Below are 25861 nucleotides of genomic sequence, written 5' to 3' on the forward strand. Positions count from 1 at the left end.
GTTTCACTCGAAAAAAGGAGGCGAGTATGAGCTTTATGGTTAGTGAGGAAGTTACGGTTAAAGAGGGCGGCCCGCGGATGATTGTCACTGGATACTCCAGCGGTATGGTTGAGTGTCGTTGGTATGACGGTTACGGGGTCAAGCGGGAAGCTTTTCATGAAACCGAGCTTGTTCCGGGGGAGGGGAGTCGTTCTGCGGAAGAAGTTTGAAAGGGTATCATTAACACCAGGCCGGATCACATCCGGCCTGGTGTGCCAATGCCTGCAATGAATGATAGTCGCGTCTTATCATGCCACCATTATAAAATTATCGCTGTTTTGCGGTACGTTATCGCCGGGTTATGCCAGAATCATAAAAAAGCAGGTTTGGAGTCGTCAGGGTGCAGCACGAGACAAAAATGGAAAACCAGAGCTGGTTGAAAAAACTCGCACGCCGCCTGGGGCCTGGTCATATCGTTAATCTCTGCTTTATCGTGGTATTGCTTTTTTCCACCTTGCTGACCTGGCGTGAAGTGGTAGTGCTGGAAGATGCCTATATCTCCAGCCAGCGTAATCATCTGGAAAACGTAGCCAACGCGCTCGATAAGCATTTGCAGTATAACGTCGACAAACTGATCTTTTTGCGTAATGGCATGCGCGAAGCTCTCGTAGCGCCACTGGATTTCACCTCTCTGCGTAATGCCGTAACCGAGTTCGAACAGCATCGCGACGAGCACGCCTGGCAAATCGAACTCAACCGACGGCGCACCCTGCCAGTCAATGGCGTATCGGATGCATTAGTCAGCGAGGGGAATCTCCTGTCTCGCGAAAATGAAAGCCTCGACAATGAAATTACCGCTGCACTGGAAGTTGGTTACTTGCTGCGACTGGCGCACAACTCCTCGTCGATGGTTGAACAGGCGATGTATGTCTCGCGTGCCGGATTTTACGTTTCGACGCAGCCGACCTTGTTTACGCGCAATGTACCAACGCGTTATTACGGCTATGTCACCCAACCCTGGTTTATCGGCCATTCGCAACGAGAAAATCGTCACCGCGCGGTACGCTGGTTCACTTCGCAACCGGAACACGCCAGCAATACTGAACCGCAGGTTACCGTCAGTGTTCCGGTAGACAGTAATAACTACTGGTATGGCGTGCTGGGGATGAGTATTCCCGTGCGTACTATGCAGCAATTTTTAAGAAACGCCATCGATAAAAACCTCGATGGTGAGTATCAGCTCTATGACAGTAAGCTGAGATTTTTGACCTCTTCCAATCCTGACCATCCAACAGGGAATATTTTTGATCCTCGTGAACTGGCCTTGCTGGCGCAGGCAATGGAACATGACACGCGGGGCGGCATTCGTATGAACAGTCGTTATGTTAGCTGGGAACGTCTGGACCATTTCGACGGTGTGCTGGTGCGCGTCCATACGCTAAGCGAAGGCGTGCGTGGTGATTTCGGCAGTATCAGCATTGCATTAACTCTGCTGTGGGCGCTCTTTACCACCATGTTACTCATCTCCTGGTATGTGATTCGCCGGATGGTTAGCAACATGTATGTTTTGCAAAGCTCGTTGCAGTGGCAGGCGTGGCACGACACCTTAACGCGTTTATATAACCGTGGCGCACTGTTCGAAAAAGCCCGTCCGCTCGCTAAATTGTGTCAGACGCACCAACATCCTTTTTCTGTCATTCAGGTCGACCTTGACCATTTTAAAGCGATTAATGACCGCTTTGGTCATCAGGCGGGCGACCGTGTTCTTTCCCATGCTGCCGGATTAATTAGCAGTTCCTTGCGTGCGCAGGACGTTGCCGGGCGGGTCGGTGGTGAGGAGTTTTGTGTGATTCTGCCTGGCGCGAGTCTGACGCAGGCTGCGGAGGTCGCAGAACGTATTCGCCTGAAGTTAATTGAAAAAGAGATGTTGATCGCCAAGAGTACGACGATACGCATCAGTGCCTCGCTGGGGGTAAGCAGCAGCGAGGAAACCGGTGATTATGATTTTGAACAACTCCAGTCACTGGCCGACCGTCGGCTTTATCTCGCTAAACAGGCCGGGCGCAATCGGGTATTCGCGAGCGATAACGCTTAACGGGCGGAGAAAAAATGGTCCAGCCCTTCACGCCAGCCTTCCGGTCCTTCACGCTGCGTTCGCCAGACGCGGGCCGGATCCTCATCATGCAGATGCACCCCATCACGGTTTAACCCTTTCACAATCACCGCGTAATCCATTACCTCCAGTAAGGGCGCATCGTTTGGCCCATCGCCCAGGCCAAGTGTGGTTGGGCGTTTGCCTGACGATTGTTGATAGGTCGCGATAATCCAGTTGGCAGCCTGATCTTTTCCGGCAGAGGCATCCAGGACGTGCCAGAAGCGCGCACCCTGCATAAACTGCAAGCCCAGTTCGTTCAGACGAGCGGTAAATTGTGCCATACGCTCGTCACTGTCGCGCCAGATTAGCGTTACCGACGCCTCATGTAGCTGCGTCAGCGCCGCCTGGCTACGGCTTAATCCCGTCCATTCGGCGATGGTTGCATCGTCGACATCATCAAAAGTTGTGAATTTAAAATGTTCTTTCTCGCGTAGCGTATTTAAAACCTGGCTGATTTCGCCATGGCTAATACCTGAGATGATGCGTGGAAAACCGTCTATATCCTGCCATTGCTCAGCAAGCTGGATCACTGCGCCATTTTCGGCAATCAGCGGTAAACCTTGTAGCCCCAACGTTTTTTGCAAGTACAGCATTTCGGCTGATGTCTTACTGCTACAGAGAATGACGGGAACATTCGCTTCGCGTAAACGGCTGAGCCAGGGGGCAGCTGGTTGCCAGTCATAACTATGACTGTCCAGCAGGGTGCCATCAAGATCGCTAAAAACCAGTAGTGGTTGTTGAATTGAAAGCATGGTTGCGCAGTACTCCCCTTACCAGGATGATTCTCAAAACAGCACAAATTATCAAAGATGATTTTTTCGGGAGCGATCCCGTTGACGCCAGAGCCACCAAGGGGTGACGCGCGTCACATTTCTATTCATAAGTAGCGTTAATCATTCATATCACGAATATTTTCTTGTCAGCGAAAAAAATTGCGGATAAGGTGATGAACACATCAGATTTCCTGGTGTAACGAATTTTTTAAGTGCTTCTTGCTTAAGCAAGTTTCATCCCGACCCCCTCAGGGTCGGGATTTTTTTATTGTGCATTCAACGATTCACTTCAGAGACGCTGAAGTCATGAATATCCAGTTCGAAGGCATCCGCCAATTCACGCCATGTATGATATTCACGTCCATCGACGCTAACGTGTTCAGAATCGTTCTGGCTGCGATGAACTTCGCTTTCGCTAATTTCATTGATCGCCGCCAGCAGGGCATCGACATCGACGCTGACCTCACGTTTTGCGGTATCGCTGTACTCTTTTGCGGTTTTCATCATCTTTCCTCGCAACCGTTACTCTGTTGTTGCCGCCAGTCGTTAAGTCCGCCTGGCATCTCTTAAGTATAGACCGTCGAGAAAATCAGCACTCGCGCGCGCCTGGCGCTGCCAGAAAAACGAAATTGTTCTACACTGGCACAAAGCCACAGGAGGAAAACGATGAAGGTGAATGATCGGGTAACAGTCAAAACGGATGGCGGTCCGCGTCGTCCTGGCGTGGTACTGGCAGTTGAGGAGTTTAGTGAAGGCACAATGTACCTGGTTTCGCTGGAAGACTACCCGCTCGGCATCTGGTTCTTTAATGAAGCAGGGCATCAGGACGGTATCTTTGTGGAGAAAGCAGAGTAATCTAATTCAGCCTGACTGGTGGGAAACCACCAGTCAGAATGTGTTAGCGCATGTTGACAAAAATACCATTAGTCACATTATCCGTCAGTCGGACGACATGGTAGATAACCTGTTTATTATGCGTTTTGATCTTACGTTTAATATTACCTTTATGCGATGAAACGGTCTTGGCTTTGATATTCATTTGGTCAGAGATTTGAATGGTTCCCTGACCTGCCATCCACATTCGCAACATACTCGATTCGGTTCGGCTCAATGATAACGTCGGCATATTTAAAAACGAGGTTATCGTTGTCTCTTTTTTCAGAATATCGCCAAGGATATCGTCGAGAGATTCCGGTTTAATCGATTTAGAACTGATCAATAAATTTTTTCTGACCAATAGATATTCATCAAAATGAACATTGGCAATTGCCATAAAAACGATAAATAACGTATTGGGATGTTGATTAATGATGAGCTTGATACGCTGACTGTTAGAAGCATCGTGGATGAAACAGTCCTCATTAATAAACACCACTGAAGGGCGCTGTGAATCACAAGCTATGGCAAGGTCATCAACGGTTTCAATGTCGTTGATTTCTCTTTTTTTAACCCCTCTACTCAACAGATACCCGGTTAAACCTAGTCGGGTGTAACTACATAAATCCATAATAATCGTTGACATGGCATACCCTCACTCAATGCGTAACGATAATTCCCCTTACCTGAATATTTCATCATGACTAAACGGAACAACATGGGTCACCTAATGCGCCACTCTCGCGATTTTTCAGGCGGACTTACTATCCCGTAAAGTGTTGTATAATTTGCCTGGAATTGTCTTAAAGTAAAGTAAATGTTGCGATATGTGAGTGAGCTTAAAACAAATATTTCGCCGCAGGAGTATCCTGGAAGATGTTCGTAGGTATTATTTTTCGGATAATCCTTAGGATAACATGATAAACGTTACGGAATTATATTAATGGCAATTCACTAATAATATCAGCCAGCAAATTAAACATCTCACTGAATAAATGTTCGCAAAAAGGCGCAATTAACGGCATTAATGCCGCCATTAAAGAGATACCGACAGTCAGAGTTAATGGAAATCCAATAACAAAAATGGATAATTGCGGGGCCATACGATTAAGTAAGCCTAATGCCAGATTCAGGGTCAGCAGCAGAGTAATGAGCGGTAATGCCAGCATCAGCCCGTTAAGGAAAATCAAACTCCCTGCTTTGGTGAGTGCCAGAAACGCATTGCTGTTCAACGGTTCGCCACCAATTGGCAGGGTGTGAAAGGTATCGACCAGCAGTGAAATCAACCATAAATGACCGTTAAATGTCAGGAACAGCAGTAACGCCAGCATATCCATGATACGCGCTAAAACGGGCATATTGAGATGGCTGGCCGGATCGACAAACGTCGCAAATGACAGCCCCATTTGCAGACCGATAATTTCACCAGCGGTTCGCACAGCGGCAAAGGCAAATTGCATGGTAAACCCAAGCGCAATGCCGATCAGGATCTGCTGCACGGCCAGCCACAGAGCAAAGAACGAAAAAACAGGAACATCGTTGGCAGGTAATGATGGGGCAATAGCGAACGTGATCATCATTGCCAGACCCAGTTTTACCCGTTTCGGCACGCTGCGTTCGCTCAGAATTGGTGCGGTAGAAATGAGCGCCAGCACGCGCAGTAACGGCCAGAAGTACAGGCTTAACCAGGAAAGCCATTGATCGCTTGTTACCTGCATCATTGTACGGCCTACCCGATGATATACGGCAGGTTAGTGAACAAGGTGCGGACGTAATCCAGCAACAGATTGAGCATCCACGGTCCGGCAATAATAATGGCGATAAATACGGCGATGATTTTCGGAATAAACGACAGCGTCATTTCGTTAATCTGGGTGGCGGCCTGCAAAATACTGATGATAAGACCCGTGACCAGCGCCACCAGCAACAGTGGGGCAGCCATTGCCAGCGCGACTTTCATCGCTTCAGTCCCCATCATCATGACCGATTCAGGTGTCATTTTGCCTCTCTAGCTGTAAAAGCTCTGCGCCAGCGAACCGACCAGCAATTGCCAGCCATCCACCAGTACAAACAGCATCAGTTTAAAGGGCAGAGCAATGGTGGCTGGGGGAACCATCATCATCCCCAATGCCATCAACACGCTGGCAATCACCAGGTCGATAATCAAAAAAGGAATGAAAATCGTGAAGCCTATCTGAAATGCGGTTTTCAACTCGCTGGTCACGTAGGCCGGGAGCAAAATGCGCATCGGCACAGCTTCAGGTCCCTGCAACGGGCCAGTATTCGCCAGTCTGGCAAACAACCCTAAATCCGCCTCACGGGTCTGACGCAGCATAAACTCACGCAGCGGCTGCGCCCCTTTTTCCAGCGCCTCCTGCATTGAGATTTTCTCTTCGCTGAATGGCTGGTACGCATCGACATAAATTTTATCGATCACCGGCGACATAATAAAAAAGGTCAAAAACAGCGCCAGTCCCAGCAATACCTGGTTAGGTGGCGCGGAGGGTGTTCCCAACGCGTTACGCAATAAACCAAAAACAATGATGATGCGGGTGAAACTGGTCATCATCAGTAAAATTGCCGGAATAAACGTCAACGAGGTGATGAACACCAGCGTCTGCACCGGGAGCGACCAGCTTTGTCCACCGCCAGGCAGCGGCTGGCTGGTGATACCCGGCAGTTGCGCGAAGGCGAGGGGCGTAACCAGCCAGAGAAGGACAGGTGCGACAGACAACAAACGACGCATCAGGATCTCCCGCTACGCTTAAGCAAGTTTTTCATAACCGACTGAAAATCGGTCTGCGGTATCTCTTCCGTTGGTGCTGAAGGGGGAAGTTTATGCAGCAGATTGATTTGCCCTGCGGTAACGCCGAGCACCAGCCGTGCATCTTCCACATCGACAACCACAACCCGTTCACGCGCGCCCAGTGAAGCACTGGCGCTAATTTTCAGACCGTTAACGCCAGTGCGTTTCGGGGCAAATCCCAGCCGTTTTACCAGCCAGGCAGCAGCGAGGATCAGGGCAATAATGGCGATGAGTGCGCCGCTCACCTGCAGCAGTGGCGCAGCAGATACCGGCGCGGAAGATTGCACAGTAGCGTGGTTATTCATCACTAACGGCTCAGGCGACGCATCCGCTCAGACGGAGTAATGATATCGGTGATCCGCACGCCATATTTATCAGCGACTACGACAACTTCGCCCTGAGCAATTAAATAACCGTTGATCAGAATATCCAGCGGTTCGCCCGCCAGACCGTCCAGCGCCACGACGGACCCTTGCGTCAGACGCAATAACTCTTTGATGGTCATTCGTGTGCGGCCCAGCTCGACGGTCAGCTTGACCGGAATATCCATAATCAGGTCGATATCCTGCAACGTTCCGCTGACATCACCACCGCCAAATTGCTGGAACACCGCGTCGGCAGCGCTTTTGCTGCTGGTTGATTTTTGCTCGCTCAACGCTTCAGCCCACAGATCGTCCATTGCGCCGTTGTTGTCATCGGCCGGATTATTCATGTCACTCATTTGGGCTGTTCCTCGTTCAGAGAATTTAAAATCGGGTTAATCAAATGTTCTATCCGTAACGCATACTGACCGTTGAGGGTGCCGTACTGACTGGTCAGCACCGGGACGCCGTCAACATGGGCGATGATGCGATCGGGTTTTTCTATCGGCAGGACGTCGCCGGGTTTCAGTTTTAAAATCTGCGACAGGCGTAGCGAGATATCGGCAAAGTTGGCCACCAGTTCCAGCTGTGAATGCTGCACCTGGCGCACCAGGTTATCGCGCCAGTTCTGATCTTCATTACGCGAGTTTTCCAGCGGCGGGTTAACCAACAATTCCCGTAGCGGCTCGATCATGCTGAATGGCAGGCAGATATTAAATTCGCCGGTCAGGTTGCCAATCTCCACATGGAACGGCGTGTTAACCACAATGTCGTTCGGCGAGGTGGTGATATTGGTAAATTTCACCTGCATTTCCGAACGCACGTACTCAACTTCCAGCGGATTAATCGCCTTCCAGGCGTCGCTATAGCCTTCAAGCGCCAGCTTTAACATGCGATTGATGACGCGCTGTTCTGTATGGGTAAACTCGCGGCCTTCCACTTTGGTCGGGAAGCGTCCATCGCCGCCAAACAGGTTATCCACAGCGATAAACACCAGACTCGGTGAGAACACCACCAGCCCTGTGCCGCGCAGCGGTTTCAGATGGATAAGGTTCAGGTTGGTCGGCACCGGCAGGTTGCGGGCAAATTCATGGTACGGCTGAATGCGGATGGCCCCGACGGTAATATCCGGGCTACGGCGCAGCAGGTTGAACAGCCCCATACGAAAATGGCGGGCAAAGCGCTCATTAATGATTTCCAGCGCCTGCAAACGTTCGCGCACAACCCGTCGTTGGGTATTCGGATCGTACGGACGAATGTCACTATCGCCGCTAACACTGGCCGTCGGTTCGTCTTTGACTTCGCTGTCACCATTCAACAGCGCATCAATTTCAGCTTGAGAAAGAATACTATCGCCCATGTCGTTATCGCAGAATAAAAGCGGTATACAGCACGTCGGTGACATCCTGTTTCGGTTGCCCGGCAACAAGCGGGGTGGAAAGTGTGGTTTTAATCTCGGCAATCAGGTTTTTCTTGCCTTCTTCTGTCGCCAGTACGGCAGCATCCTGACGCGAAAACAGTAACAGCAAACGGCTACGGACTTCCGGCAAATACTCACTCAGCCGCGAGCGGGTAGCTTCATCTTTCAGTCGCAGGGTTATGCCGATATAAAGCACGCGATCCGCATCGCCCAGATTGACTGTAAAGGTATCCAGCGCATAGAAGACCGGGGAGGGCACGACGCGTTGCTGCGCTTTGTCTTCAGCGGCAACCTGATGCGAATGCCAGTAGCTGTAACCTGCGCTGGCACAGGCCGCGAGGGTAATGAATACCAGAATCGGGATCCAAAGCGATCGCTTGCTTTTCTTGCTTATCGCGTAATCAGTCATGTGTTGCGGTCTTCCTGTATCGCTACTGCTTATCGGCTAATTATCCTGCGTCTTGAGCGCAACAAAGCGGGGAAAAGACGCGGATTACGGTGCTACCTCTGACGTTAGGCGAAAATATCAACGCCGCTGTTGCCTGTTACACGCCCTTGTAAAGAGACGGGAACCGGAAGCGTATCGTCGTCTTCCCCCGCCAGAGGTTCATGGTTTGCTGTGCGTTGGCTTTGCTGTTGTTGGGAAGCGGCCTGCTGCTGACCACTAAAGCTTTCGCCACTGATGTTGCTTTGCCCTAACTGAATGCCACTTTCGGCCAGCTGCGTACGCAGTACCGGCAGCGCTGCTTCCAGGGCGGCGCGTACGTGCTGATGCGGTGAAACCATCTGGATTTGCGCCTGGTTATCATCCACTTTGAGGGAAATTTGCACTTCACCTAAATCCTGTGGGTGCAGACGCAACTCTGCACTTTGTTGCCCCTGGCGGGTGAACAGCGAAATATGCTGGCTTAATGATTGTTGCCATTCGTGAGAACCCAGCGGTGCACTCAAAACAGGCGCGGCGACGGTGGGCAGTGGCTGTGTCTGGTGTGGAGTGATTAGCGGGCTGGCGGCAGCGGTCACCGACGAAGGCGTGCTGATGACTTCCGCTTTACTCTGGGCTTCTGCTACCAGCGGTGTTAATGGCTGAGCTGGCGTGCCGGGGCCGTCATCAGGCTGTGCTGTAGTGAGTTGCGCAGAAGTCAGTTTTGTGAAAAGCGTTGGTTTCTCTGTCGGTAACACGGTTGACGGTGCATCAGTCACTTTGGGCGTATTGTCAAAACCCGGCAACATCGCAAAAAGGGCACTCAGGCTTGCGGTGACGTCTTCATTCAGATCATCCGCTTTTTCGTCTTTTGCCGTATTGTTGTCAGCCGCCGCAGCCAACGTTATCGTCTGAGCGGTGGTTAACGGTGTTAATGTGGATTGTTCGTCGTTGATGACAGGCGGTGTTTCATCCACAGGGATCAGTAAATCTGCTTGTTGCGCGTCTGAAAGAATATCGCTGACCAGCGGCTCGCCTTTTGCCGTGGGCTTATCTGTTGCCACCAGCAACTGGGGAGTCGCTTTGTCGGTTGTTGCCTCACCTGTTAATGCTTCGCTCAACAACGCGAGAAAATCTTGTGCAGCATCGCTGGCTTTGCCGCCAGGCAATGTGGCGTTATCAACGTCAGCGGTAATCAAGGGCGCTATGCGAATCATTCAGGTTTCCTCATGGCGGCGCGCTGGGCGAACTCATCCATCTTTTTCTGATCGAGGCGGTTTTCTGCAAGCAGTGCCGCCGTGGATTGCCGTTCCTGCAGTGTCTGCCAGGCCTGCAAACGTTGTTTCTTTTCTCGCCAGCTGTTCAGGGCAATGTCAACTTTCTGCGTCCACTGATTAAGTTGCTGGCGATGCTGAGTAATGGCTTTTTCCAGCGTCTGGATAAACTGCTGATAGTTGATCCAGCGGTTGCTGGTCATCCCGGCACTCATATCGCTATTGAGGTTATTGCGATATTCATTCTGATAATCGATCAGCATTTTGAGCTGTTCTTCCGCCTGCTGACATCCGCGACGCATTTCACCCAGCAGGCGCGCGGCATCCTCTACCTCTTTTTCTGCCAGATCTTTCAGGGTCGCCAGCGCACCATGTTCTGCCATCTGCCGTTATCTCCTGGGTTATGACACTGTCGGGAAAATACGCTCCAGCCCCTGGAGAGACGCTTCCCAGTCCGCGCGTTCAAAAATGCCTTGTTGCAAATAGCCCTCCAGCTGCGGCCACAGGGCGATGGCTTTATCGAGCATTGGATCGCTGCCTTTGGCATACGCACCGACGCTAACCAGATCGCGGTTACGCTGAAAACTCGACAACAGCTGTTTGAAGGTGCGCACTCGCGCATAATGTTGCTCGCTGATCAACGCCGTCATTGCGCGGCTGATCGACGCTTCAATATCGATAGCCGGATAGTGCCCGGCTTCCGCCAGTCGGCGAGACAGCACAATGTGACCGTCGAGGATTGCCCGCGCGGAGTCGGCAATGGGGTCCTGCTGGTCATCGCCTTCGGTGAGCACGGTATAAAACGCGGTAATCGAGCCGCCGCCGCTAATGCCATTTCCGGCACGCTCGACCAGTGCCGGTAATTTGGCAAACACCGACGGTGGATAACCTTTAGTGGCAGGTGGTTCGCCAATCGCCAGCGCAATTTCACGCTGGGCCATCGCGTAGCGGGTGAGGGAGTCCATAATCAGCAACACATGCTGACCACGATCGCGAAAATCTTCGGCAATGCGCGTGGCATAGGCGGCACCCTGCATTCGCAGGAGCGGAGAAACATCCGCTGGAGCGGCAATCACCACGGAGCGTGCACGTCCTTCGGCACCGAGGATATTCTCAATAAAATCTTTTACTTCGCGCCCTCGTTCACCAATCAAACCCACGACAATGACATCGGCGCGGGTGTAACGGGCCATCATCCCCAGCAGCACACTTTTACCAACTCCGGACCCGGCAAACAGCCCCATACGCTGCCCGCGCCCGACGGTAAGCAGGGCATTGATTGGGCGCACGCCGGTGTCCAGCACATGTTCAATCGGTGTACGTTGCAATGGGTTAAATGGCGGGGTAATCAGCGCACCGGTTTCCGTCGTATCGGGGGAGGGGAGGCCATCAAGCGGTTTACCGCTGCCGTCCAGAACGCGACCTAATAACGCCGGACCGAGCGGCAACTGCTTGCCGCTTTGCAGCCCTTCTGCCGAAATGTTTTTGGCATAAACACGCGCGCCGGGCAGGACACCTTCGACTTCCTCCAGCGGCATTAAAAACAGCCGTTGACCGTTAAAGCCAACGACTTCGCTTTCTACTTCGTGAGTTTCGCTGCCGTTCTGGCGCTCAATCACACAGGTTGCGCCGAGCGGCAATTGTAATCCGGTGGCTTCCAGCACCAGCCCGGTAGCGCGGGTTAATCGCCCGTAGCGACGTACCGCAGGCAACTGCGCCATTTTAGCTTCGAAGTTATCCAGCGTGGTTAGCCAGCGAGTCAGGCGCGTGGTCATTACACCACTCCTGGTGCTGCCAGACGGCAGAGTTCTTGCCAGCGGGTGGCGACACTGGCGTCGAGATCGCCTTCATCGGCGGAGACTTTACAGCCGCCAGGATGGAGGGTGGGATCGCCCCGCAAGCGCCAGCCATGCAAACTTAAAGTTGCGCCGAGCATATCATCAACACGTTGCAGATCATCGGGGTGCACGCGCAGCTGCGGTTTACCGCTGAACAACGGTTCTTGCTGCAACAACTGTTGGATCTGTTTGATCAGTGCCGAGTTGTCCACCGTTGGCGTCTGACCGATCACCTGGCGTGCCGCCTCCAGCGCCATCTGCATCAGGCGCGAAGCAATCACACTATCAAGCGCATCAAGGGTAGTTTGAAATTCGCTGACCAGTTGCTGCATCCGGGCATGAATTGGCGCTTGTTGAGACTTCGCCTCTGCCAGACCTTGTTCCAGCCCCTGGGCCAGGCCTTCCTGATAGCCCTGCTCATGACCTTGCTGGCGACCTTCGGCAATCCCCGCCTGATAACCTTGCTCGTGGGCCTGCATTTGCAGTTGCGCCAGTTGCTGCTCAAGGCTGGGTTCGGCCTCTTCAATGATGGTTTCTTCCGGCTCGACCATTGGCACAAACTCCGCCTGTGGTGGCGCGAGATCGTCCGGCATCCAGGTTTTCCACGGCAGATTATCAGACATAGGTATCCTCGCCGCTGCCAATCACCATCTCGCCGGTTTCGGCAAGGCGGCGCACAATCAGCAGAATCGCTTTCTGTTCGTTTTCCACCTGCGACAGACGCACCGGACCACGGTTGGCGAGATCGTCGCGCAGAATATCGGCGGCACGCTGCGACATATTGCGCAGGAATTTCTCGCGCAGTGGCTGCTCGGCCCCTTTCAGCGCGATCAACAGCGATTCGGAATCCACTTCCTGCAACAGTCGCTGAATGCTGCGATCGTCGACATCCACCAGATTCTCGAACAGGAACATCTCGTCGATGATTTTCTGCGCCAGCTCGCCGTCGAATTCACGCACGGCGGTAATAACGGCTTCTTCCTGCTGAGTTTTCATCAGGTTGATAATTTCGGCTGCTGTTCTCACGCCGCCCATTTTACTGCGCTTGAGATTCTGACCGTCGAGCAAGCCATTCAGTACTTCGGTCAGCTCCGCCAGCGCGGCAGGCTGCACGCCGCCAAAGGTGGCGATACGCAACATCACGTCGTGGCGCAGACGTTCATCGAACAACGCCAGAATATCGGCGGCCTGGGCGCGCTTCAGATGCACCAGAATGGTGGCGATAATTTGCGGATGCTCATCGCGAATCAGATCGGCGGCGCTCTGCGGCTCCATAAAGTTGAGCGTTTCAATACCGCTGGCGGTATCGCGAGTTTCGAGAATATCTTCCAGCAGGCTGGCGGCACGTTCTTCACCCAGAGCTTTGACCAATACCGAACGCAGATAATCGTTGGCGTTGATATTCAGTGCGGCAAACTGTTCAGCTTCTTGCTCAAACTCCGCCAGCACATCGGTTAGCTGCTTGTTGGAAATCTGCGTGACGTTCGCCATTGCAGCGCTCAGGGTTTGCACCTCGCGCTGGGAGAGGTGCTTGAACACCTCTGCCGCCCGGTCTTCGCCAATGGTCATCAGCAGGATGACGCTTTTATCGGTGCCTGTCAGGTTACTCATGATCGTTATTTATCCACTGGCGAATGACCAGCGCCACCACGCGCGGATCGTTATCAGACATTTCACGGATACGCTGGCTCATGACTTCTGCCCCCAGTCGTTGGTTAGCGCGCCGTTGTTGGAGTTGTTCGTCTTTGCTCAGACGGACTTCCACCGCATCTTCCACTTCCTCGCGGGCCTGCGCCTGTTGCTGCACAGTCTTCACCGCCTCGGCGCGACGTGTTAGCTGCGGGCGTACCGCTTTCCGCCACAGCAGCCACGCCACCAGCAGTACCAGCAACCAGCGACCGGCAGCAAGTAACTGATCGATAAACGCTTGCTGTTGCCAGAACGGCAGTTCTCCGCCGCTTTCGTCACTGCTATTGAACGGCGAGTTGACGACATTGAGCGAGTCACCGCGTTTTTCAGAAAAGCCCATCGCCTCGCGGGTCAGATCTTCAATTTGCTTCATCTGTTCGTTGCTGAGAGGCAACGGTTTACCGTCTGGCAAGGTTTTGTAATTCACCACTACCGCGACTGACAGACGTTGCACATCGCCCACGTTCATTTTGGTATGACGAATGGTGCGATCGACTTCGTAGTTACTGGTTTCATTCCGCTGTGTGCTACGCGGCCCGCTATTGCTGGTGGTGCTCGCCTGCTGCTGGCGGTTATTTTGATTTGCCGGAGGCGTGCTGATTGGCGCGTTATTCGCAGGTGCCGGTTGATTCGACAACGCCCCCGGTACGCCGCCCGGATAACCGGAACCGCTTTGCTCGCTCTCATTAAGCTGGCGTGAACGAAGCGCCGCATGAGATTCATCACCGTTAGGGCGATACTGTTCTTCCGTTTGTTCTTTACTGGCGAAGTCCAGCTGCGCCGTGACCTGGGCGTGAATATTACCGTTACCAACAATAGGCGACAGGATTGCTTCAATACGCCGCTGAATACGGCCTTCGACATCGCTGGCATATTTCAACTGAGCATCATTAAGATCGCGCCCGCTGGTATTGGACTGGGTTAACAGATGTCCGCCCTGATCCACCAGCGTGACGTTTCCCGGCGGCAGACCAGCAACGGCGCTGGAAACCAGATGCACAATGGCGCTAATTTGCCCTTCATCGAGTGCGCGGCCGGGTAACAGATTTACCGTCACCGATGCAGAAGGGGATTTTTGTTCACGGACGAATAAAGACGGTTTCGGCATTGCCAGATGTACGCGCGCCCCTTTTACCGGGCCGATAGTTTCGATGGTACGAGAAAGCTCGCCTTCCAGCGCCCGCTGATAATTCACCTGTTCGCTGAACTGGCTGATACCAAACTTTTCCTGATCGAGTAGTTCGAAACCGACCGCGCCGCCTTTGGGCAAACCTTGTTGTGCCAGGCGCAGACGCAGTTCGTGAACTTTATCTGCCGGAACTTCAATAGCGCCGCTGGCTTCGCTGAAGCGGTAAGGAATATTCATTTGCGTCAGTTGGCTGACAATTGCGCCACCATCCTGATCGGAAAGATTGCTGAATAATGTGCGGTAGTCGGGGGCTTTCGCCCACAGGATCAGTGCGACCATGACCGCCACTGCCGCGGAACCGGCAACAATCAATGGAATTTTCGGATTCGCACGCAGGCGATTAAGCCACTCAAGAGATTTTGTCTGGGCTGCAGTCGCATTCATCGCGCACCTCGTGGCTGATTATGGACGGCGTTATTGGCAAAGTGGAACAAGACTCACTCCCGGGTCAGCAAACTCGAAAAATTGACGCTGCCATTATTTGTGCTTTCGTTTTTTTCTATCCGCCAATAAACCCGTTTTTTTGTTGCTATTTAGCGCCTTTGTCTTATTGACTTACTGGTAGGCTTTGCTACCAGAAATTATTCGGGAGACGAAAATGTCAGCGATACAGGGGATTGAAGGGGTTATCAGCCAGTTACAGGCTACGGCGATGAGTGCGCGTGCGCAGGAATCACTGCCACAACCGACCATTAGTTTTGCCGGGCAGCTGCACGCCGCGCTCGATCGCATAAGCGATACACAAACAGCCGCCCGCACGCAGGCAGAAAAATTCACCCTCGGTGAACCCGGCGTGGCGTTAAACGATGTGATGACCGATATGCAAAAAGCCTCAGTTTCAATGCAAATGGGGATTCAGGTGCGTAATAAGCTGGTGGCGGCGTATCAGGAAGTGATGTCCATGCAGGTGTAGGTTTTGTAACCTGTTGACTATGCTTGTTTAATTACATCCGATCCCACAGCGTGGGGCATGGATGGGGCAAACTCACTCAATTTCTGGTTTAAAATGGATACCTGATCCTGATTGTTTTCTGCCATCCACGATCCGTATACGTGATAACCCCCCTGAACATCAGAGTGTCTCCTTTAACACGCATCACCAGGTCGGTTGTTGTTACGACCGCAGACGCAACAGTAACGTTTGAATAATTTAATCTTTGTTGATGTTTTTATTCATATTCCGGGCTAGGGAAATAATCAGGCGTAATTGTGTCACTGGAATAGAGGTTTCTTGTGGCGCATGTGGAAGGAGCGTCTACTTTGTCTAATAGAGATTTCTTATGACGCAGTATTATTGATCAATAGTCTCCTGGCTTATCAAACCGGTTGAATTAACTCCGCTCCCTGGTTTTTGATATTACCCACCGCGCGCGATACCGGGTGCCAGGTGAACTGGTTTGCTGGCACACAGCCGTTGGTAGCAATTTCTGATGCTTCTTTACCGCCAATCTCTTGCCGCATCCATTCCTGTGCAGCTTCTGGCGACAGAACCAGCGGGCGGCGGTCATGAATATCTACCAGACCCTGGTCTGCTGCTGCAGTGACAATTAAAAATCCTTCGGCTTCGTCACCGCGCTCAAACGGTGTGCTACCTATCGCGGCCATAAAAACAGGTTGTCCATCAGCGCGATAGATAAAATAAGGCTGTTTTTTGTCGCCTTCTTTTTTCCACTCAAACCAGCCATCGGCAAAACAGATTGCCCGACCATGTTGCCAGAGCGGTTTAAACATACGACTGGTGGCCGCAGTTTCTACGCGGGCGTTAATCAGCGGCGGTTTATCCCACCATCCGGGAGCATATCCCCAGAAAACCGGATCCAGATGAAGGTGTTCATCACGTTCACTGAGCAGAAGAACTTTGGTTCCCGGCGCGACGTTGTATCTGCCAATGGGTTCGGGATCGTAGGGAATATCGCGTTCAATATCTTCCGCGAGAAGCGCAAGGTAATCTTCACGCGTTTGGGATTGGGCAAAGCGTCCACACATAGAAACCTCCTGAGATCATACTGAAAAGAATAGGAGAGGGGGCGGGTAAAATCTATGTGTCAGAGGCAACGATGTTCCCGCTGTGGGCCACAGCGGGAATGAGGGATTACTTCTGAATTAAATAACGAATGGTCGGCCCGTCTTGCTGAATATCCAGCACCGTATAGCCGTGATTACGCGCATCCAGTGGAATATTATTGATCGACTGTGGACAGTCGCTCACCACTTCCAGGATTTCCCCTTTTTTTAACTGCGGCATCGCCTCAAGAGTTGCGACTGCCGGATAAGGGCAGGGTTCACCCACCATATCAAGGCGGTAATCAGGAACGATATTTTTCATGCGATCTCCTTAGCAGTCTGCGGTGCCGCACGGCGGAAGAAGCGTTTTTCCCAGCCGATAATCAACATCAGCGCAGTAAACAACAGCAAATATGTCACCAGCAGGCCACCCATCGGGCCAAAGGTTTTCAGCAGGTTGATTTTGTCCCAGTCGGTGGCCAGCGCCGGAGCGAAATCATCCCAGTAATACGCCAGAATCGTTGAGCCGATCACGTTGCCCAGACCGACCCACCAGTAGTGCACCTGGCCTTCTACCGCGCGGTACATCCAGCCGGTTTCGCAGCCGCCTGCCAGCACGATGCCAAAACCAAACAGTAAACCACCAATTACCGCGTTTGGTCCCGCCCACATGATTTTGGGTTCAACGCCTAACTGTACGTAACTGAAGATCCCGATGGCACTCACCGCCATACCGATAATGATTGCTTTCGCCATATGGGTACGTCCGGTGATCCACATATCGCGGAACGCCGAAGTAAAGCAGATTTGCGCACGTTCAATCAGTAAACCAAAGCCGACGCCAAACAGCATTGCCAGCCCCAGTTTTGGTTGGTTCATCGCCGTGAGCAGCGCCCAGCCCAGCATGCCGAAAAAGACCAGCATCCCGAGACGAAAACGACGCCGCGCCTGATCCGGTTTTTGCGTCAGCGGTGAGGCGGCAGAAACTTTCTGCATTTTCACGGGAATACGGAAGATGGGCAGCAGGGTAAAGCGCGCGCCAAACCATGAACCAATGGCAGTGGCGATGGCAAAGAACCAGGCATGCAGCGAGAACTGAGGAATACCGGTAAAGAACGCCGCCAGGTTACAGCCCATTGCCAGACGCGCGCCAAAACCAGCGATAATGCCGCCAATGATGGCCTGCATAATGCGGATACGGCTGCGCGGCATGCGTAGTTTGATATTGTTGGCCCACAGCGCTGCAGCAAAGCAGCCGCCAAACATACCGAGGATCATCATGCCGTCGATGCGGGTTAATGGCGATCCTTCCAGATGGATAATTTTAAAATAACCCCACTCTTCAGCATGGACGCCGAACAGCTGCAGGAGCTGACCGCCCCAACGGGTAAATTCACCCGTGACAGCCCAAAAGGTGCCAGTGATGCCAAAGTAGTAAGTGGAGAGAATACCCGCCGCGATGACCGCGGGGATGGGCGCCCAGAATTTGATCAACCAGGCGTGTTTGAATTGCTGCCATGACATGAATGTAGCCTCTGAACTCAGAAGGTTTGAAACAAGAGTCGCGAATCATACACCATGCAAATTTATTTTCGGGGTAATAATTCACAAAAATAATGGTTAGATCAAATTTCTCTCTGAACCTGGAAAGGCTGGCGACATCAGGGCTTTAATGCCACAATCCTCTTTTCTTCTCATGCAGGACGAATGATGAAAAAACTCGCAATTGCAGGCGCGCTCATGTTGCTGGCGGGCTGTGCCGAAGTCGAAAACTATAACAATGTCGTGAAAACCCCCGCGCCGGACTGGCTGGCGGGCTACTGGCAGACCAAAGGGCCGCAACGTGCGCTGGTCAGTCCGGAAGCGATAGGCAGCCTGATTGTCACTAAAGAGGGCGATACTCTGGATTGCCGTCAGTGGCAGCGGGTGATTGCTGTGCCGGGTAAGTTGACATTGATGTCTGATGATCTCACTAACGTTACCGTAAAACGTGAGCTGTACGAGGTTGAGCGTGACGGTAACACCATTGAGTACGATGGTATGACGATGGAGCGTGTGGATCGCCCGACGGCAGAGTGTGCCGCTGCGCTGGATAAAGCGCCGTTACCGACGCCATTGCCGTAATGAAATCTCCCCGGCTTGCCGCCGGGGATGAATTTAAATCACCTCTTCGATAACCCACACGCTGACGCTGCCGCCGTTGCAAAAGAAGGTCGCTTCGCCGTTTTCGTCGGTTACTACGCTCTCTTGCCGGTTCCCCAGAAAATCACGCCAGGTTTTATTGCCGTAATTCTCTCCCAGATGAATGGTTTTTTCGCCATCATCCCCGTTCGACATGACCACCACGCAGCCGGGATATTCGTCAGTGCCACTGCGGCTAAAGGCAATGCAGTTCGGATGGTCGAAAAATAACGTCTGTACACCGTGGGCGAAACGCTGACGGGCGAGAATTAACTCATCAAGCTGTTCGATTATTGGCATATCTATCGGATAGGTTTGCCCGTCACCGCCGATATCTTCGTAATGTGCACCATAGAGGTCAGGATAGAACACCGAAGGAACGCCATTTTCCCGCAACAAAATTAAAGCATACGCCAGCGGTTTAAACCACGGTTCGACGGGGGCTTCGAGGGCTTGCAACGGTTGGGTGTCGTGGTTGGCAACGAGGGTTACGGCGTGGAAAGGATCGGCTTCCACTAATGTACCCGTGAAAATCTGCGTCATGTCGTAGTCGCGCCCCATGCGCGATGCTTCATGGAATTTCATCTGCAGCGGCGCATCAAACAGCATGGTTTTGCCTTCCACCTGATCAATATACGTTTGCAGTTTATCGACTTCATGCGACCAGTATTCAGCCACAATAAACAGCAGCTTTGGCGCAACTTCCTGTACGTGTTCGATCCACTCTTTATAAAACCATGCCGGAATATGTTTGACCGCATCAAGACGAAAGCCGTCGCATTGCGTTTGTTCCATCACCCAGCGCGCCCAGTATTTAATCTCTTCCGTCACGGCATGATTGCGGAAATCGATATTCTCGCCCATCAGGTAATCGAAATTACCGAGTTCATCATCAACCTGATCGTTCCAGCCTTCGCCGGTGTAGTCGTTAACAATTTTAAAAATGCCATCTTCATCAGGGTTTTCGATATGGTCGATACCGCTAAAACATTTAAAATCCCAGATAAACTGCGAGTATTGCCCGGCACGCGCGGGGAAGGTGTAACGCGTCCAGCCTTCGCACTCAATGATTTCTTCGTCAATTTGCGTACGATCGTCAGCATTTACACGTTGCACGCGAATAGCTTCTTTTTCATCCGCCCCCATTTTGTGGTTGACTACCACGTCCAACAGCACCGCAATGTCATTACGTTTCAGGGCGTCAATGGCGGCCAGCAGTTGTGCTTTATCGCCATATTTAGTAGGGATGCTGCCTTTCTGATCAAACTCACCTAAATCAAATAAATCATAGGAGTCGTAGCCGACCGAATACCCGCCCGATGCGCCTTTATAGGCGGGCGGCAACCAGACCATATTGATACCAATATCATTAAAACCGTCGGCGCGCTCGGCCAGTTCAGGCCAGAGCTTACCGCCTTCCGGGTAATACCAGTGAAAACATTGTAACAGCGTGGGATTACGCATTCTTCGACTCCATTCAAGGGGAACATTAGAAGCGTAGCCGTAATCGGATTATTCGCGAGCCATTAGCTCGTTAAGATTCACGAGAAGTTATCTTGCGGAGCCAGCACAAAGCCGCCCTGATCGCCATAGGCACTTAACACCGATTTTTGCACCGATGACTGACCGACCAGTTTCGCCAGTTCATCCATCCGAATCTGTAATAACTGCTTTACCTTGCTTTCGTTATCGAGAATCAGGAGCAGCATCGGGCGGAGCTGCTCCTGCATCGTGATGGACGGGTCAATCTCTTCAGTCAGATGTGCAATCTCCTGCACCGCATTCACATACGCCATTTCGCTGGCGATGAGTTCGTCCCATTGTTCTTCCGTTGCCAGGCGTAACATGAGCTGGCTTTTTTCGACGAGTTGTTGCCAGGCGAAATACAAATGCGGTGCGTGGTTCATCAGACTGGGTCCTGAATCAAAGAAGGGGAGAGTAAAGACTCTTTCCAGGCATCGGCAATATTGCGCATTAATGCTTCCACTTCTTCGACTGCGGAGACATCGTTGCGTAAATTGGCTTGCAGCAAACGCCTGACCATATAGCTATAAAGAGCAATCAAGTTTTGGGTTAATTCGTCTTTGCTCTCTTCATCAAGACTCACCCGCAGCCCGTTCTCAATGATGTTGATCGCTTTTGATAAAGAGACGCCTTTGCCTTGCTGATTGTTGTCCTGCATAAACAGGCGCGCTCTAACCAGTGCGCTCAGCACTCCATCAAATAGCATGGTGACCAGCTGCTGTTGGCTGGCGCTCATTACGGCGCTTTCGACGCCAATTTGTGCATAGGCCTGGGTGCCTTTTGCCGCGTACATAGTTTCTCCTGAAGATTATTTCGAGTTGCTATTTGAGGTGTCGAATTGCTGTGTCAGATAGCTACTGGTGGAGTTAAGCGAGTTCATTAACACATCTAATTGGGTGAACTGGGCTTTATAGCGCGTCATTAAGGTATCGATACGCTCACTGGCTGCGTTGTACTGGTCGGTCAAATTATTCAGCGTTTTGCTGACGCCATCTTTTGCGGCCTGGATTATCCCGGTGGAAGAGAGCCAACTGGTTAGGTTGCTACTAATGCCGGTGGTTACCCCTGTACTTTTACCGTCACCTATAAACATTTCACTGATGCCAGCGGCATCTTTTTTTAGCGCCGTTTGCAGTTTGTCGGTCGCGATTTCCAGCTTGCCGGTACTGGCATCGCTGGTAATGCCAATCTGTGCCAGCGTTTTATAGTTTGAACTGCTGTGAGTATTGGCGAGCAAGGTTTTAAGCTGAGTCTGGATGGTACGCAGTGTGGAGTCACCGAGTAATGCGCCATTGCTGGAGTCCTGACTCTCTGCTCCGGCATCGACAGCGGTGTATTTGGTTAAGCTGCTGAACGTATCCTGCAATGAGTTATAGGCATCCACCCACGTTTTAACCGCATTTTCAGCTTTGGATGTGTCTTTACTGATGGTCAGTGTCTGATTACCGGTGGTGACGTCATTCAGGTTGAGGGTGATATCTTCCAGCGCGTCGCTGATAGTGTTACTGCTGTTTTCAATCTCAACGTTATTGACTGTCAGTTTGGCGTTTTGCGCAGTGACGCTTTCAATCATGCCATTGCTGCTATCACCCGACGTTCCGTTGTAACCCATAAAACTTTCCAGGGCGCTGTCGCCGCTGACGCTAAGTTTCATAGCGTTATCGCTGCCCGTATCGTTAGCAGTGATGGACAGACGATACTCGCCGTTACCCACATGGATGATACTGGCGCTGACACCAGCTTTGGCGTTGTTAATGGCATCGCGAATGCCGGAAAGTGACGAGTTAGCCGCGCTGATATCAATCGTGACCGGATCTTTACCGCCACCTTGCTGGATGGTTAGTACGCTATCGCTGGTGGCGATGGCAGCTTTACTGTCTTTTTGACTATTTTGGGTGGTCAGCGTCTGTGCCTGCGCCAGTTGGCTAACGCTAATGGTGTATTTCCCGGCAATCGCGCTGCCCGTGGTGGTGGCGCTGAAAGCCGATGAACTGCTGGTGGTTGAGGTGGCGGTAAATAAATCGGCTTTATTCAGTGCTGTGTTGGCTGTCTGGAAGCTCTCTAGTGCGCTTTTCAGCGTCCCGTAGGCGCTCAGTTTCGCGGTATAAGAGCTTTGCTGTTTTGATATCGGCGTCAGGGTAGATTTTTCTGCCGCCTCCAGACTGTCAAGGATGCTGCTTAAGTCCAGCCCCGACCCAACCCCAAGCGTTGAAATACTAGCCATATAGATTCCTTAATCATGCGACGTATAGAACGAATATCGGGGTTATCGGCGTAAGCGGGGCAAAGTTTACGATTTATTTTTTGGCTTAATGACACGAACAGCAACGAGGAAGGGGAGTATTTCGACCGCTAGAAAAAAATTCTAAAGGTTGTGAGTGACCAGACGATAACAGGGTTGACGGCGACGAAGCCGAAGGGTGGAAGCCCAATACTTAAACCGTAGACTTGAAAACAGGAAAAGAAATCATGGCACAAGTCATTAATACCAACAGCCTCTCGCTGATCACTCAGAACAACATCAACAAAAACCAGTCTGCGCTGTCGACTTCTATCGAGCGCCTCTCTTCTGGTCTGCGCATTAACAGCGCTAAAGATGACGCTGCGGGCCAGGCGATTGCTAACCGCTTCACTTCTAACATCAAAGGTCTGACTCAGGCCGCACGTAACGCCAACGACGGTATCTCTCTGGCGCAGACCACTGAAGGCGCACTGTCTGAAATCAACAACAACTTGCAGCGTGTTCGTGAACTGACCGTTCAGGCCACTACCGGTACTAACTCTGATTCTGACCTATCTTCAATCCAGGACGAAATCAAATCCCGTCTCGATGAAATTGACCGCGTATCCGGTCAGACTCAGTTCAACGGCGTTAATGTTCTTTCCAAAGATGGTTCAATGAAAATTCAGGTTGGTGCGAATGATGGTCAAACTATCTCCATCGATCTGAAGAAAATTGATTCTTCAACTTTGGGGCTGAATGGCTTCTCAGTTTCTAAAAACTCTCTTAATGTCAGCAATGCTATCACATCTATCCCGCAAGACGCTGGCGATAAACCTGTTGATGTTAACTTCGGTAATACTGATGAGTCTGCAGCAATTGCAACTAAATTGGGTGTATCCGATACGTCAAGCCTGTCGCTGCACAACATCCTTGATAAAGATGGTAAGGCAACAGCTGATTATGTTGTTCAGTCAGGTAAAGACTTCTATGCTGCTTCTGTTGATGCCGCTTCAGGTAAAGTAACCTTAAACACCATTGATGTTACTTATGATGATTATGCGAACGGTGTTGACGATGCCAAGCAAACAGATCAGCTGATCAAAGTTTCAGCAGATAAAGACGGCGCAGCTCAAGGTTTCGTCACACTTCAAGGCAAAAACTATTCTGCTGGTGATGCGGCAGACATTCTTAAGAATGGAGCAACAGCTCTTGAGTTAACTGATCTGAATTTAAGTGATGTTACTGATACTAATGGTAAGGTAACTACAACTGCGACTGAGCAATTTGAAGGTGCTTCAACTGAGGATCCGCTGGCGCTTCTGGATAAAGCTATTGCAACAGTCGACAAATTCCGCTCTTCTCTAGGTGCCGTGCAGAACCGTCTCGATTCCGCTATCACCAACCTGAACAACACCACTACCAACCTGTCTGAAGCGCAGTCCCGTATTCAGGACGCCGACTATGCGACCGAAGTGTCCAACATGTCGAAAGCACAGATCATCCAGCAGGCGGGTAACTCCGTGCTGTCTAAAGCCAACCAGGTACCGCAGCAAGTTCTGTCTCTGTTACAAGGCTAATGGCCTTAACCTGCCTGACCCCGCCACCGGCGGGGTTTTTTCTGCCCGCAATTTACCGGTAACCCCCAAATAACCCCTCATTTCACCCACTAATCGTCCGATTAAAAACCCTGCAGAAACGGATAATCATGCCGATAACTCATATAACGCAGGGCTGTTTATCGTGAATTCACTCTATACCGCTGAAGGTGTAATGGATAAACACTCGCTGTGGCAGCGTTATGTCCCGCTGGTGCGTCACGAAGCATTGCGCCTGCAGGTTCGACTGCCCGCGAGCGTGGAACTTGACGATCTGCTACAGGCGGGCGGCATTGGGTTACTTAATGCCGTCGAACGCTATGACGCCCTACAAGGAACGGCATTTACAACTTACGCAGTGCAGCGTATCCGTGGCGCTATGCTGGATGAACTTCGCAGCCGTGACTGGGTGCCGCGCAGCGTGCGACGCAACGCGCGTGAAGTGGCACAGGCAATAGGGCAACTGGAGCAGGAACTTGGCCGCAACGCCACGGAAACTGAGGTTGCGGAACGTTTAGGGATCGATATTGCCGATTATCGCCAAATGTTGCTCGACACCAATAACAGCCAGCTCTTCTCCTACGATGAGTGGCGCGAAGAGCACGGCGATAGCATCGAACTAGTTACTGATGATCATCAGCGAGAAAACCCGCTACAACAACTGCTGGACAGTAATCTGCGCCAGCGGGTGATGGAAGCTATCGAAACGTTGCCGGAGCGCGAAAAACTGGTATTAACCCTCTATTACCAGGAAGAGCTGAATCTCAAAGAGATTGGCGCGGTGCTGGAGGTCGGGGAATCGCGGGTCAGTCAGTTACACAGCCAGGCCATTAAACGGTTACGCACTAAACTGGGTAAGTTATAACGTCAGTAAATGCCGCACTTTAATTTTGACTACCAGGAGTTCTTAATGATGGTGCAGCACCTGAAAAGACGGCCATTAAGCCGCTATCTTAAAGACTTTAAACACAGCCAGACCCATTGCGCGCATTGCCGTAAATTACTCGATCGCATTACCTTAGTTCGCGACGGCAAAATAGTGAATAAAATCGAGATTTCCCGCCTGGACACGCTGCTTGATGAAAATGGCTGGCAAGTGGAACAACAATCATGGGCAGCATTGTGCCGATTTTGCGGTGATTTACATTGCAAAACGCAGAGTGATTTTTTCGATATTATCGGCTTTAAGCAATTTCTTTTTGAGCAAACTGAAATGAGCCCTGGTACGGTGCGTGAATATGTCGTTCGTCTGCGCCGTTTGGGGAATCATCTACACGAGCAAAATATTTCCCTCGATCAGCTGCAGGACGGTTTCCTTGATGAAATCCTCGCCCCGTGGCTGCCCTCCACCAGCACCAACAATTACCGCATCGCGTTACGGAAGTATCAACACTATCAGCGTCAAACGTGTACCGGACTTGTGCAGAAATCCTCCAGCCTGCCTGCTTCTGATATATATTAAATAAGAATAAGATGTAGCGGAGTTGTTTTTGTGTTTACAAACAATGGCTCTACACTGCAAACAGACATAACAACATTCGGGGTGAA

General features: G+C 51.5%; 31 protein-coding genes and 1 pseudogene. 8 read left to right on the forward strand and 24 right to left on the reverse strand.

Translation table 11 applies throughout. The features are described 5' to 3' along the window. The first annotated feature begins 26 nt into the window (after positions 1-26). The gene (locus tag ACJHYW_RS14680; protein ID WP_000009307.1) at positions 27-209 is read left to right on the forward strand and encodes a YodC family protein; all 183 of its coding nucleotides are present in this window, start codon (positions 27-29) and stop codon (positions 207-209) included. Between the two features lie 170 nt (positions 210-379). Further along, the gene (gene dgcQ, locus ACJHYW_RS14685) at positions 380-2074 is read left to right on the forward strand and encodes a cellulose biosynthesis regulator diguanylate cyclase DgcQ (protein ID WP_077249131.1); all 1695 of its coding nucleotides are present in this window, start codon (positions 380-382) and stop codon (positions 2072-2074) included. On the opposite strand, the gene ACJHYW_RS14690 is transcribed toward dgcQ, so the two are convergent. After that, a complete protein-coding gene (locus tag ACJHYW_RS14690) occupies positions 2071-2886 on the reverse strand; it encodes a mannosyl-3-phosphoglycerate phosphatase-related protein (RefSeq protein ID WP_061092996.1) in 816 nt (271 codons plus the stop codon). The genes dgcQ and ACJHYW_RS14690 overlap by 4 nt on opposite strands. A gap of 297 nt (positions 2887-3183) precedes the next feature. Continuing rightward, complete coding sequence (gene yodD, locus ACJHYW_RS14695; protein WP_000844800.1) at positions 3184-3411, reverse strand: peroxide/acid resistance protein YodD; 228 nt, start codon at positions 3409-3411, stop codon at positions 3184-3186. Between the two features lie 162 nt (positions 3412-3573). On the opposite strand from yodD, the gene dsrB reads away from it, so the two are divergent. Next, positions 3574-3762, forward strand: coding sequence for a protein DsrB (gene dsrB, locus ACJHYW_RS14700; protein ID WP_000867217.1), 189 nt, complete (start codon positions 3574-3576; stop codon positions 3760-3762). Positions 3763-3805: 43 nt separating this feature from the next. Here dsrB and rcsA read toward each other — a convergent pair whose 3' ends face one another. The 14 genes from rcsA to fliF form a co-directional block, all read right to left on the reverse strand. Further along, positions 3806-4429, reverse strand: a complete 624-nt coding sequence (gene rcsA, locus ACJHYW_RS14705) for a transcriptional regulator RcsA (RefSeq protein ID WP_000104001.1) — start codon at positions 4427-4429, stop codon at positions 3806-3808. A gap of 289 nt (positions 4430-4718) precedes the next feature. After that, positions 4719-5504, reverse strand: a complete 786-nt coding sequence (gene fliR, locus ACJHYW_RS14710) for a flagellar biosynthetic protein FliR (RefSeq protein ID WP_000983977.1) — start codon at positions 5502-5504, stop codon at positions 4719-4721. Positions 5505-5512: 8 nt separating this feature from the next. After that, positions 5513-5782, reverse strand: a complete 270-nt coding sequence (fliQ, locus tag ACJHYW_RS14715) for a flagellar biosynthesis protein FliQ (RefSeq protein WP_280740080.1) — start codon at positions 5780-5782, stop codon at positions 5513-5515. A 9-nt stretch (positions 5783-5791) separates the two neighbouring features. Further along, positions 5792-6529, reverse strand: a complete 738-nt coding sequence (gene fliP / locus ACJHYW_RS14720) for a flagellar type III secretion system pore protein FliP (RefSeq protein WP_001253450.1) — start codon at positions 6527-6529, stop codon at positions 5792-5794. Continuing rightward, the gene (gene fliO, locus ACJHYW_RS14725) at positions 6529-6894 is read right to left on the reverse strand and encodes a flagellar biosynthetic protein FliO (RefSeq protein WP_001302429.1); all 366 of its coding nucleotides are present in this window, start codon (positions 6892-6894) and stop codon (positions 6529-6531) included. The genes fliP and fliO overlap by 1 nt, the downstream gene beginning before the upstream one ends. Positions 6895-6896: 2 nt before the next feature. Further along, positions 6897-7310, reverse strand: coding sequence for a flagellar motor switch protein FliN (fliN, locus tag ACJHYW_RS14730; RefSeq protein WP_001282098.1), 414 nt, complete (start codon positions 7308-7310; stop codon positions 6897-6899). Further along, on the reverse strand, positions 7307-8311 hold the full coding sequence (fliM, locus tag ACJHYW_RS14735) for a flagellar motor switch protein FliM (RefSeq protein WP_001374845.1): 1005 nt from the start codon (positions 8309-8311) through the stop codon (positions 7307-7309). Before fliM ends, fliN begins: the two co-directional genes overlap by 4 nt. 4 nt (positions 8312-8315) lie before the next feature. Then, positions 8316-8780, reverse strand: coding sequence for a flagellar basal body-associated protein FliL (gene fliL, locus ACJHYW_RS14740; RefSeq protein ID WP_000133119.1), 465 nt, complete (start codon positions 8778-8780; stop codon positions 8316-8318). 104 nt (positions 8781-8884) lie between these two features. After that, the gene (locus ACJHYW_RS14745; protein WP_061092995.1) at positions 8885-10012 is read right to left on the reverse strand and encodes a flagellar hook-length control protein FliK; all 1128 of its coding nucleotides are present in this window, start codon (positions 10010-10012) and stop codon (positions 8885-8887) included. After that, positions 10009-10452 carry a flagellar export protein FliJ gene (fliJ, locus tag ACJHYW_RS14750; protein WP_000807584.1) on the reverse strand — a complete coding sequence of 148 codons (444 nt, stop codon included), beginning with the start codon at positions 10450-10452 and terminating at the stop codon, positions 10009-10011. Before fliJ ends, ACJHYW_RS14745 begins: the two co-directional genes overlap by 4 nt. An 18-nt stretch (positions 10453-10470) precedes the next feature. Continuing rightward, positions 10471-11844 (reverse strand): flagellar protein export ATPase FliI, encoded by a 1374-nt coding sequence (fliI, locus tag ACJHYW_RS14755; protein ID WP_000213294.1) that lies wholly within the window; start codon positions 11842-11844, stop codon positions 10471-10473. Further along, positions 11844-12530: a flagellar assembly protein FliH gene (gene fliH, locus ACJHYW_RS14760; protein ID WP_001282665.1), complete on the reverse strand. Its 687-nt coding sequence runs from the start codon at positions 12528-12530 to the stop codon at positions 11844-11846. Before fliH ends, fliI begins: the two co-directional genes overlap by 1 nt. After that, complete coding sequence (gene fliG / locus ACJHYW_RS14765; RefSeq protein WP_000067950.1) at positions 12523-13518, reverse strand: flagellar motor switch protein FliG; 996 nt, start codon at positions 13516-13518, stop codon at positions 12523-12525. Before fliG ends, fliH begins: the two co-directional genes overlap by 8 nt. After that, on the reverse strand, positions 13511-15169 hold the full coding sequence (gene fliF / locus ACJHYW_RS14770) for a flagellar basal-body MS-ring/collar protein FliF (RefSeq protein WP_061092994.1): 1659 nt from the start codon (positions 15167-15169) through the stop codon (positions 13511-13513). The genes fliG and fliF overlap by 8 nt, the downstream gene beginning before the upstream one ends. Positions 15170-15383: 214 nt before the next feature. On the opposite strand from fliF, the gene fliE reads away from it, so the two are divergent. After that, entirely contained in the window at positions 15384-15698 is a 315-nt protein-coding gene (gene fliE / locus ACJHYW_RS14775; protein ID WP_001274299.1) for a flagellar hook-basal body complex protein FliE, read from the forward strand. A 17-nt stretch (positions 15699-15715) separates the two neighbouring features. Here fliE and ACJHYW_RS14780 read toward each other — a convergent pair. The 4 genes and pseudogenes from ACJHYW_RS14780 to yedE form a co-directional block, all read right to left on the reverse strand. Next, positions 15716-15865: pseudogene (locus ACJHYW_RS14780) on the reverse strand (integrase); the annotation flags it as partial. Between the two features lie 237 nt (positions 15866-16102). Further along, a complete protein-coding gene (locus ACJHYW_RS14785; protein WP_000334596.1) occupies positions 16103-16771 on the reverse strand; it encodes an SOS response-associated peptidase in 669 nt (222 codons plus the stop codon). Between the two features lie 106 nt (positions 16772-16877). Then, positions 16878-17111, reverse strand: a complete 234-nt coding sequence (gene yedF, locus ACJHYW_RS14790) for a sulfurtransferase-like selenium metabolism protein YedF (RefSeq protein ID WP_000790504.1) — start codon at positions 17109-17111, stop codon at positions 16878-16880. Beyond that, a complete protein-coding gene (gene yedE, locus ACJHYW_RS14795) occupies positions 17108-18313 on the reverse strand; it encodes a selenium metabolism membrane protein YedE/FdhT (protein WP_061092993.1) in 1206 nt (401 codons plus the stop codon). The genes yedF and yedE overlap by 4 nt, the downstream gene beginning before the upstream one ends. Before the next feature lie 186 nt (positions 18314-18499). On the opposite strand from yedE, the gene yedD reads away from it, so the two are divergent. Then, positions 18500-18913 carry a lipoprotein YedD gene (gene yedD / locus ACJHYW_RS14800; RefSeq protein ID WP_001295642.1) on the forward strand — a complete coding sequence of 138 codons (414 nt, stop codon included), beginning with the start codon at positions 18500-18502 and terminating at the stop codon, positions 18911-18913. Between the two features lie 33 nt (positions 18914-18946). Here the strand turns inward: yedD and amyA are convergent, their stop codons facing one another. The 4 genes from amyA to fliD all read right to left on the reverse strand — a co-directional run bounded on the left by amyA (position 18947) and on the right by fliD (position 22718). Next, a complete protein-coding gene (gene amyA / locus ACJHYW_RS14805) occupies positions 18947-20434 on the reverse strand; it encodes an alpha-amylase (RefSeq protein WP_061092992.1) in 1488 nt (495 codons plus the stop codon). Between the two features lie 77 nt (positions 20435-20511). Continuing rightward, a complete protein-coding gene (gene fliT / locus ACJHYW_RS14810) occupies positions 20512-20877 on the reverse strand; it encodes a flagella biosynthesis regulatory protein FliT (RefSeq protein WP_061092991.1) in 366 nt (121 codons plus the stop codon). Beyond that, complete coding sequence (fliS, locus tag ACJHYW_RS14815; protein ID WP_000270663.1) at positions 20877-21287, reverse strand: flagellar export chaperone FliS; 411 nt, start codon at positions 21285-21287, stop codon at positions 20877-20879. The genes fliT and fliS overlap by 1 nt, the downstream gene beginning before the upstream one ends. A 15-nt stretch (positions 21288-21302) precedes the next feature. After that, positions 21303-22718 (reverse strand): flagellar filament capping protein FliD, encoded by a 1416-nt coding sequence (gene fliD / locus ACJHYW_RS14820; RefSeq protein WP_000146836.1) that lies wholly within the window; start codon positions 22716-22718, stop codon positions 21303-21305. 245 nt (positions 22719-22963) lie between these two features. Between fliD and ACJHYW_RS14825 the strand changes: the two genes are divergently transcribed. From ACJHYW_RS14825 to fliZ, 3 genes are all read left to right on the forward strand, one after another. Then, positions 22964-24295: a FliC/FljB family flagellin gene (locus ACJHYW_RS14825; RefSeq protein ID WP_000079777.1), complete on the forward strand. Its 1332-nt coding sequence runs from the start codon at positions 22964-22966 to the stop codon at positions 24293-24295. Positions 24296-24458: 163 nt separating this feature from the next. Next, a complete protein-coding gene (gene fliA, locus ACJHYW_RS14830; RefSeq protein WP_001087467.1) occupies positions 24459-25178 on the forward strand; it encodes an RNA polymerase sigma factor FliA in 720 nt (239 codons plus the stop codon). A gap of 45 nt (positions 25179-25223) precedes the next feature. Continuing rightward, a complete protein-coding gene (gene fliZ / locus ACJHYW_RS14835) occupies positions 25224-25775 on the forward strand; it encodes a flagella biosynthesis regulatory protein FliZ (protein WP_001296169.1) in 552 nt (183 codons plus the stop codon). Positions 25776-25861 lie beyond the last annotated feature (86 nt).

The organism is Escherichia sp. WS3063 (genome assembly GCF_046486595.1).
GTDB classification, from domain to species: domain Bacteria; phylum Pseudomonadota; class Gammaproteobacteria; order Enterobacterales; family Enterobacteriaceae; genus Escherichia; species Escherichia coli.

Bases quoted from the DNA above. Each gene is read 5' to 3' on its own strand.
- ACJHYW_RS14680 (WP_000009307.1), top strand. From the start codon at position 27: ATGAGCTTTATGGTTAGTGAGGAAGTTACGGTTAAAGAGGGCGGCCCG.
- ACJHYW_RS14690 (WP_061092996.1), bottom strand. From the start codon at position 2,886: ATGCTTTCAATTCAACAACCACTACTGGTTTTTAGCGATCTTGATGGC.
- yodD (WP_000844800.1), bottom strand. From the start codon at position 3,411: ATGAAAACCGCAAAAGAGTACAGCGATACCGCAAAACGTGAGGTCAGC.
- dsrB (WP_000867217.1), top strand. From the start codon at position 3,574: ATGAAGGTGAATGATCGGGTAACAGTCAAAACGGATGGCGGTCCGCGT.
- rcsA (WP_000104001.1), bottom strand. From the start codon at position 4,429: ATGTCAACGATTATTATGGATTTATGTAGTTACACCCGACTAGGTTTA.
- fliR (WP_000983977.1), bottom strand. From the start codon at position 5,504: ATGATGCAGGTAACAAGCGATCAATGGCTTTCCTGGTTAAGCCTGTAC.
- fliQ (WP_280740080.1), bottom strand. From the start codon at position 5,782: ATGACACCTGAATCGGTCATGATGATGGGGACTGAAGCGATGAAAGTC.
- fliP (WP_001253450.1), bottom strand. From the start codon at position 6,529: ATGCGTCGTTTGTTGTCTGTCGCACCTGTCCTTCTCTGGCTGGTTACG.
- fliO (WP_001302429.1), bottom strand. From the start codon at position 6,894: ATGAATAACCACGCTACTGTGCAATCTTCCGCGCCGGTATCTGCTGCG.
- fliN (WP_001282098.1), bottom strand. From the start codon at position 7,310: ATGAGTGACATGAATAATCCGGCCGATGACAACAACGGCGCAATGGAC.
- fliM (WP_001374845.1), bottom strand. From the start codon at position 8,311: ATGGGCGATAGTATTCTTTCTCAAGCTGAAATTGATGCGCTGTTGAAT.
- fliL (WP_000133119.1), bottom strand. From the start codon at position 8,780: ATGACTGATTACGCGATAAGCAAGAAAAGCAAGCGATCGCTTTGGATC.
- ACJHYW_RS14745 (WP_061092995.1), bottom strand. From the start codon at position 10,012: ATGATTCGCATAGCGCCCTTGATTACCGCTGACGTTGATAACGCCACA.
- fliJ (WP_000807584.1), bottom strand. From the start codon at position 10,452: ATGGCAGAACATGGTGCGCTGGCGACCCTGAAAGATCTGGCAGAAAAA.
- fliI (WP_000213294.1), bottom strand. From the start codon at position 11,844: ATGACCACGCGCCTGACTCGCTGGCTAACCACGCTGGATAACTTCGAA.
- fliH (WP_001282665.1), bottom strand. From the start codon at position 12,530: ATGTCTGATAATCTGCCGTGGAAAACCTGGATGCCGGACGATCTCGCG.
- fliG (WP_000067950.1), bottom strand. From the start codon at position 13,518: ATGAGTAACCTGACAGGCACCGATAAAAGCGTCATCCTGCTGATGACC.
- fliF (WP_061092994.1), bottom strand. From the start codon at position 15,169: ATGAATGCGACTGCAGCCCAGACAAAATCTCTTGAGTGGCTTAATCGC.
- fliE (WP_001274299.1), top strand. From the start codon at position 15,384: ATGTCAGCGATACAGGGGATTGAAGGGGTTATCAGCCAGTTACAGGCT.
- ACJHYW_RS14785 (WP_000334596.1), bottom strand. From the start codon at position 16,771: ATGTGTGGACGCTTTGCCCAATCCCAAACGCGTGAAGATTACCTTGCG.
- yedF (WP_000790504.1), bottom strand. From the start codon at position 17,111: ATGAAAAATATCGTTCCTGATTACCGCCTTGATATGGTGGGTGAACCC.
- yedE (WP_061092993.1), bottom strand. From the start codon at position 18,313: ATGTCATGGCAGCAATTCAAACACGCCTGGTTGATCAAATTCTGGGCG.
- yedD (WP_001295642.1), top strand. From the start codon at position 18,500: ATGAAAAAACTCGCAATTGCAGGCGCGCTCATGTTGCTGGCGGGCTGT.
- amyA (WP_061092992.1), bottom strand. From the start codon at position 20,434: ATGCGTAATCCCACGCTGTTACAATGTTTTCACTGGTATTACCCGGAA.
- fliT (WP_061092991.1), bottom strand. From the start codon at position 20,877: ATGAACCACGCACCGCATTTGTATTTCGCCTGGCAACAACTCGTCGAA.
- fliS (WP_000270663.1), bottom strand. From the start codon at position 21,287: ATGTACGCGGCAAAAGGCACCCAGGCCTATGCACAAATTGGCGTCGAA.
- fliD (WP_000146836.1), bottom strand. From the start codon at position 22,718: ATGGCTAGTATTTCAACGCTTGGGGTTGGGTCGGGGCTGGACTTAAGC.
- ACJHYW_RS14825 (WP_000079777.1), top strand. From the start codon at position 22,964: ATGGCACAAGTCATTAATACCAACAGCCTCTCGCTGATCACTCAGAAC.
- fliZ (WP_001296169.1), top strand. From the start codon at position 25,224: ATGATGGTGCAGCACCTGAAAAGACGGCCATTAAGCCGCTATCTTAAA.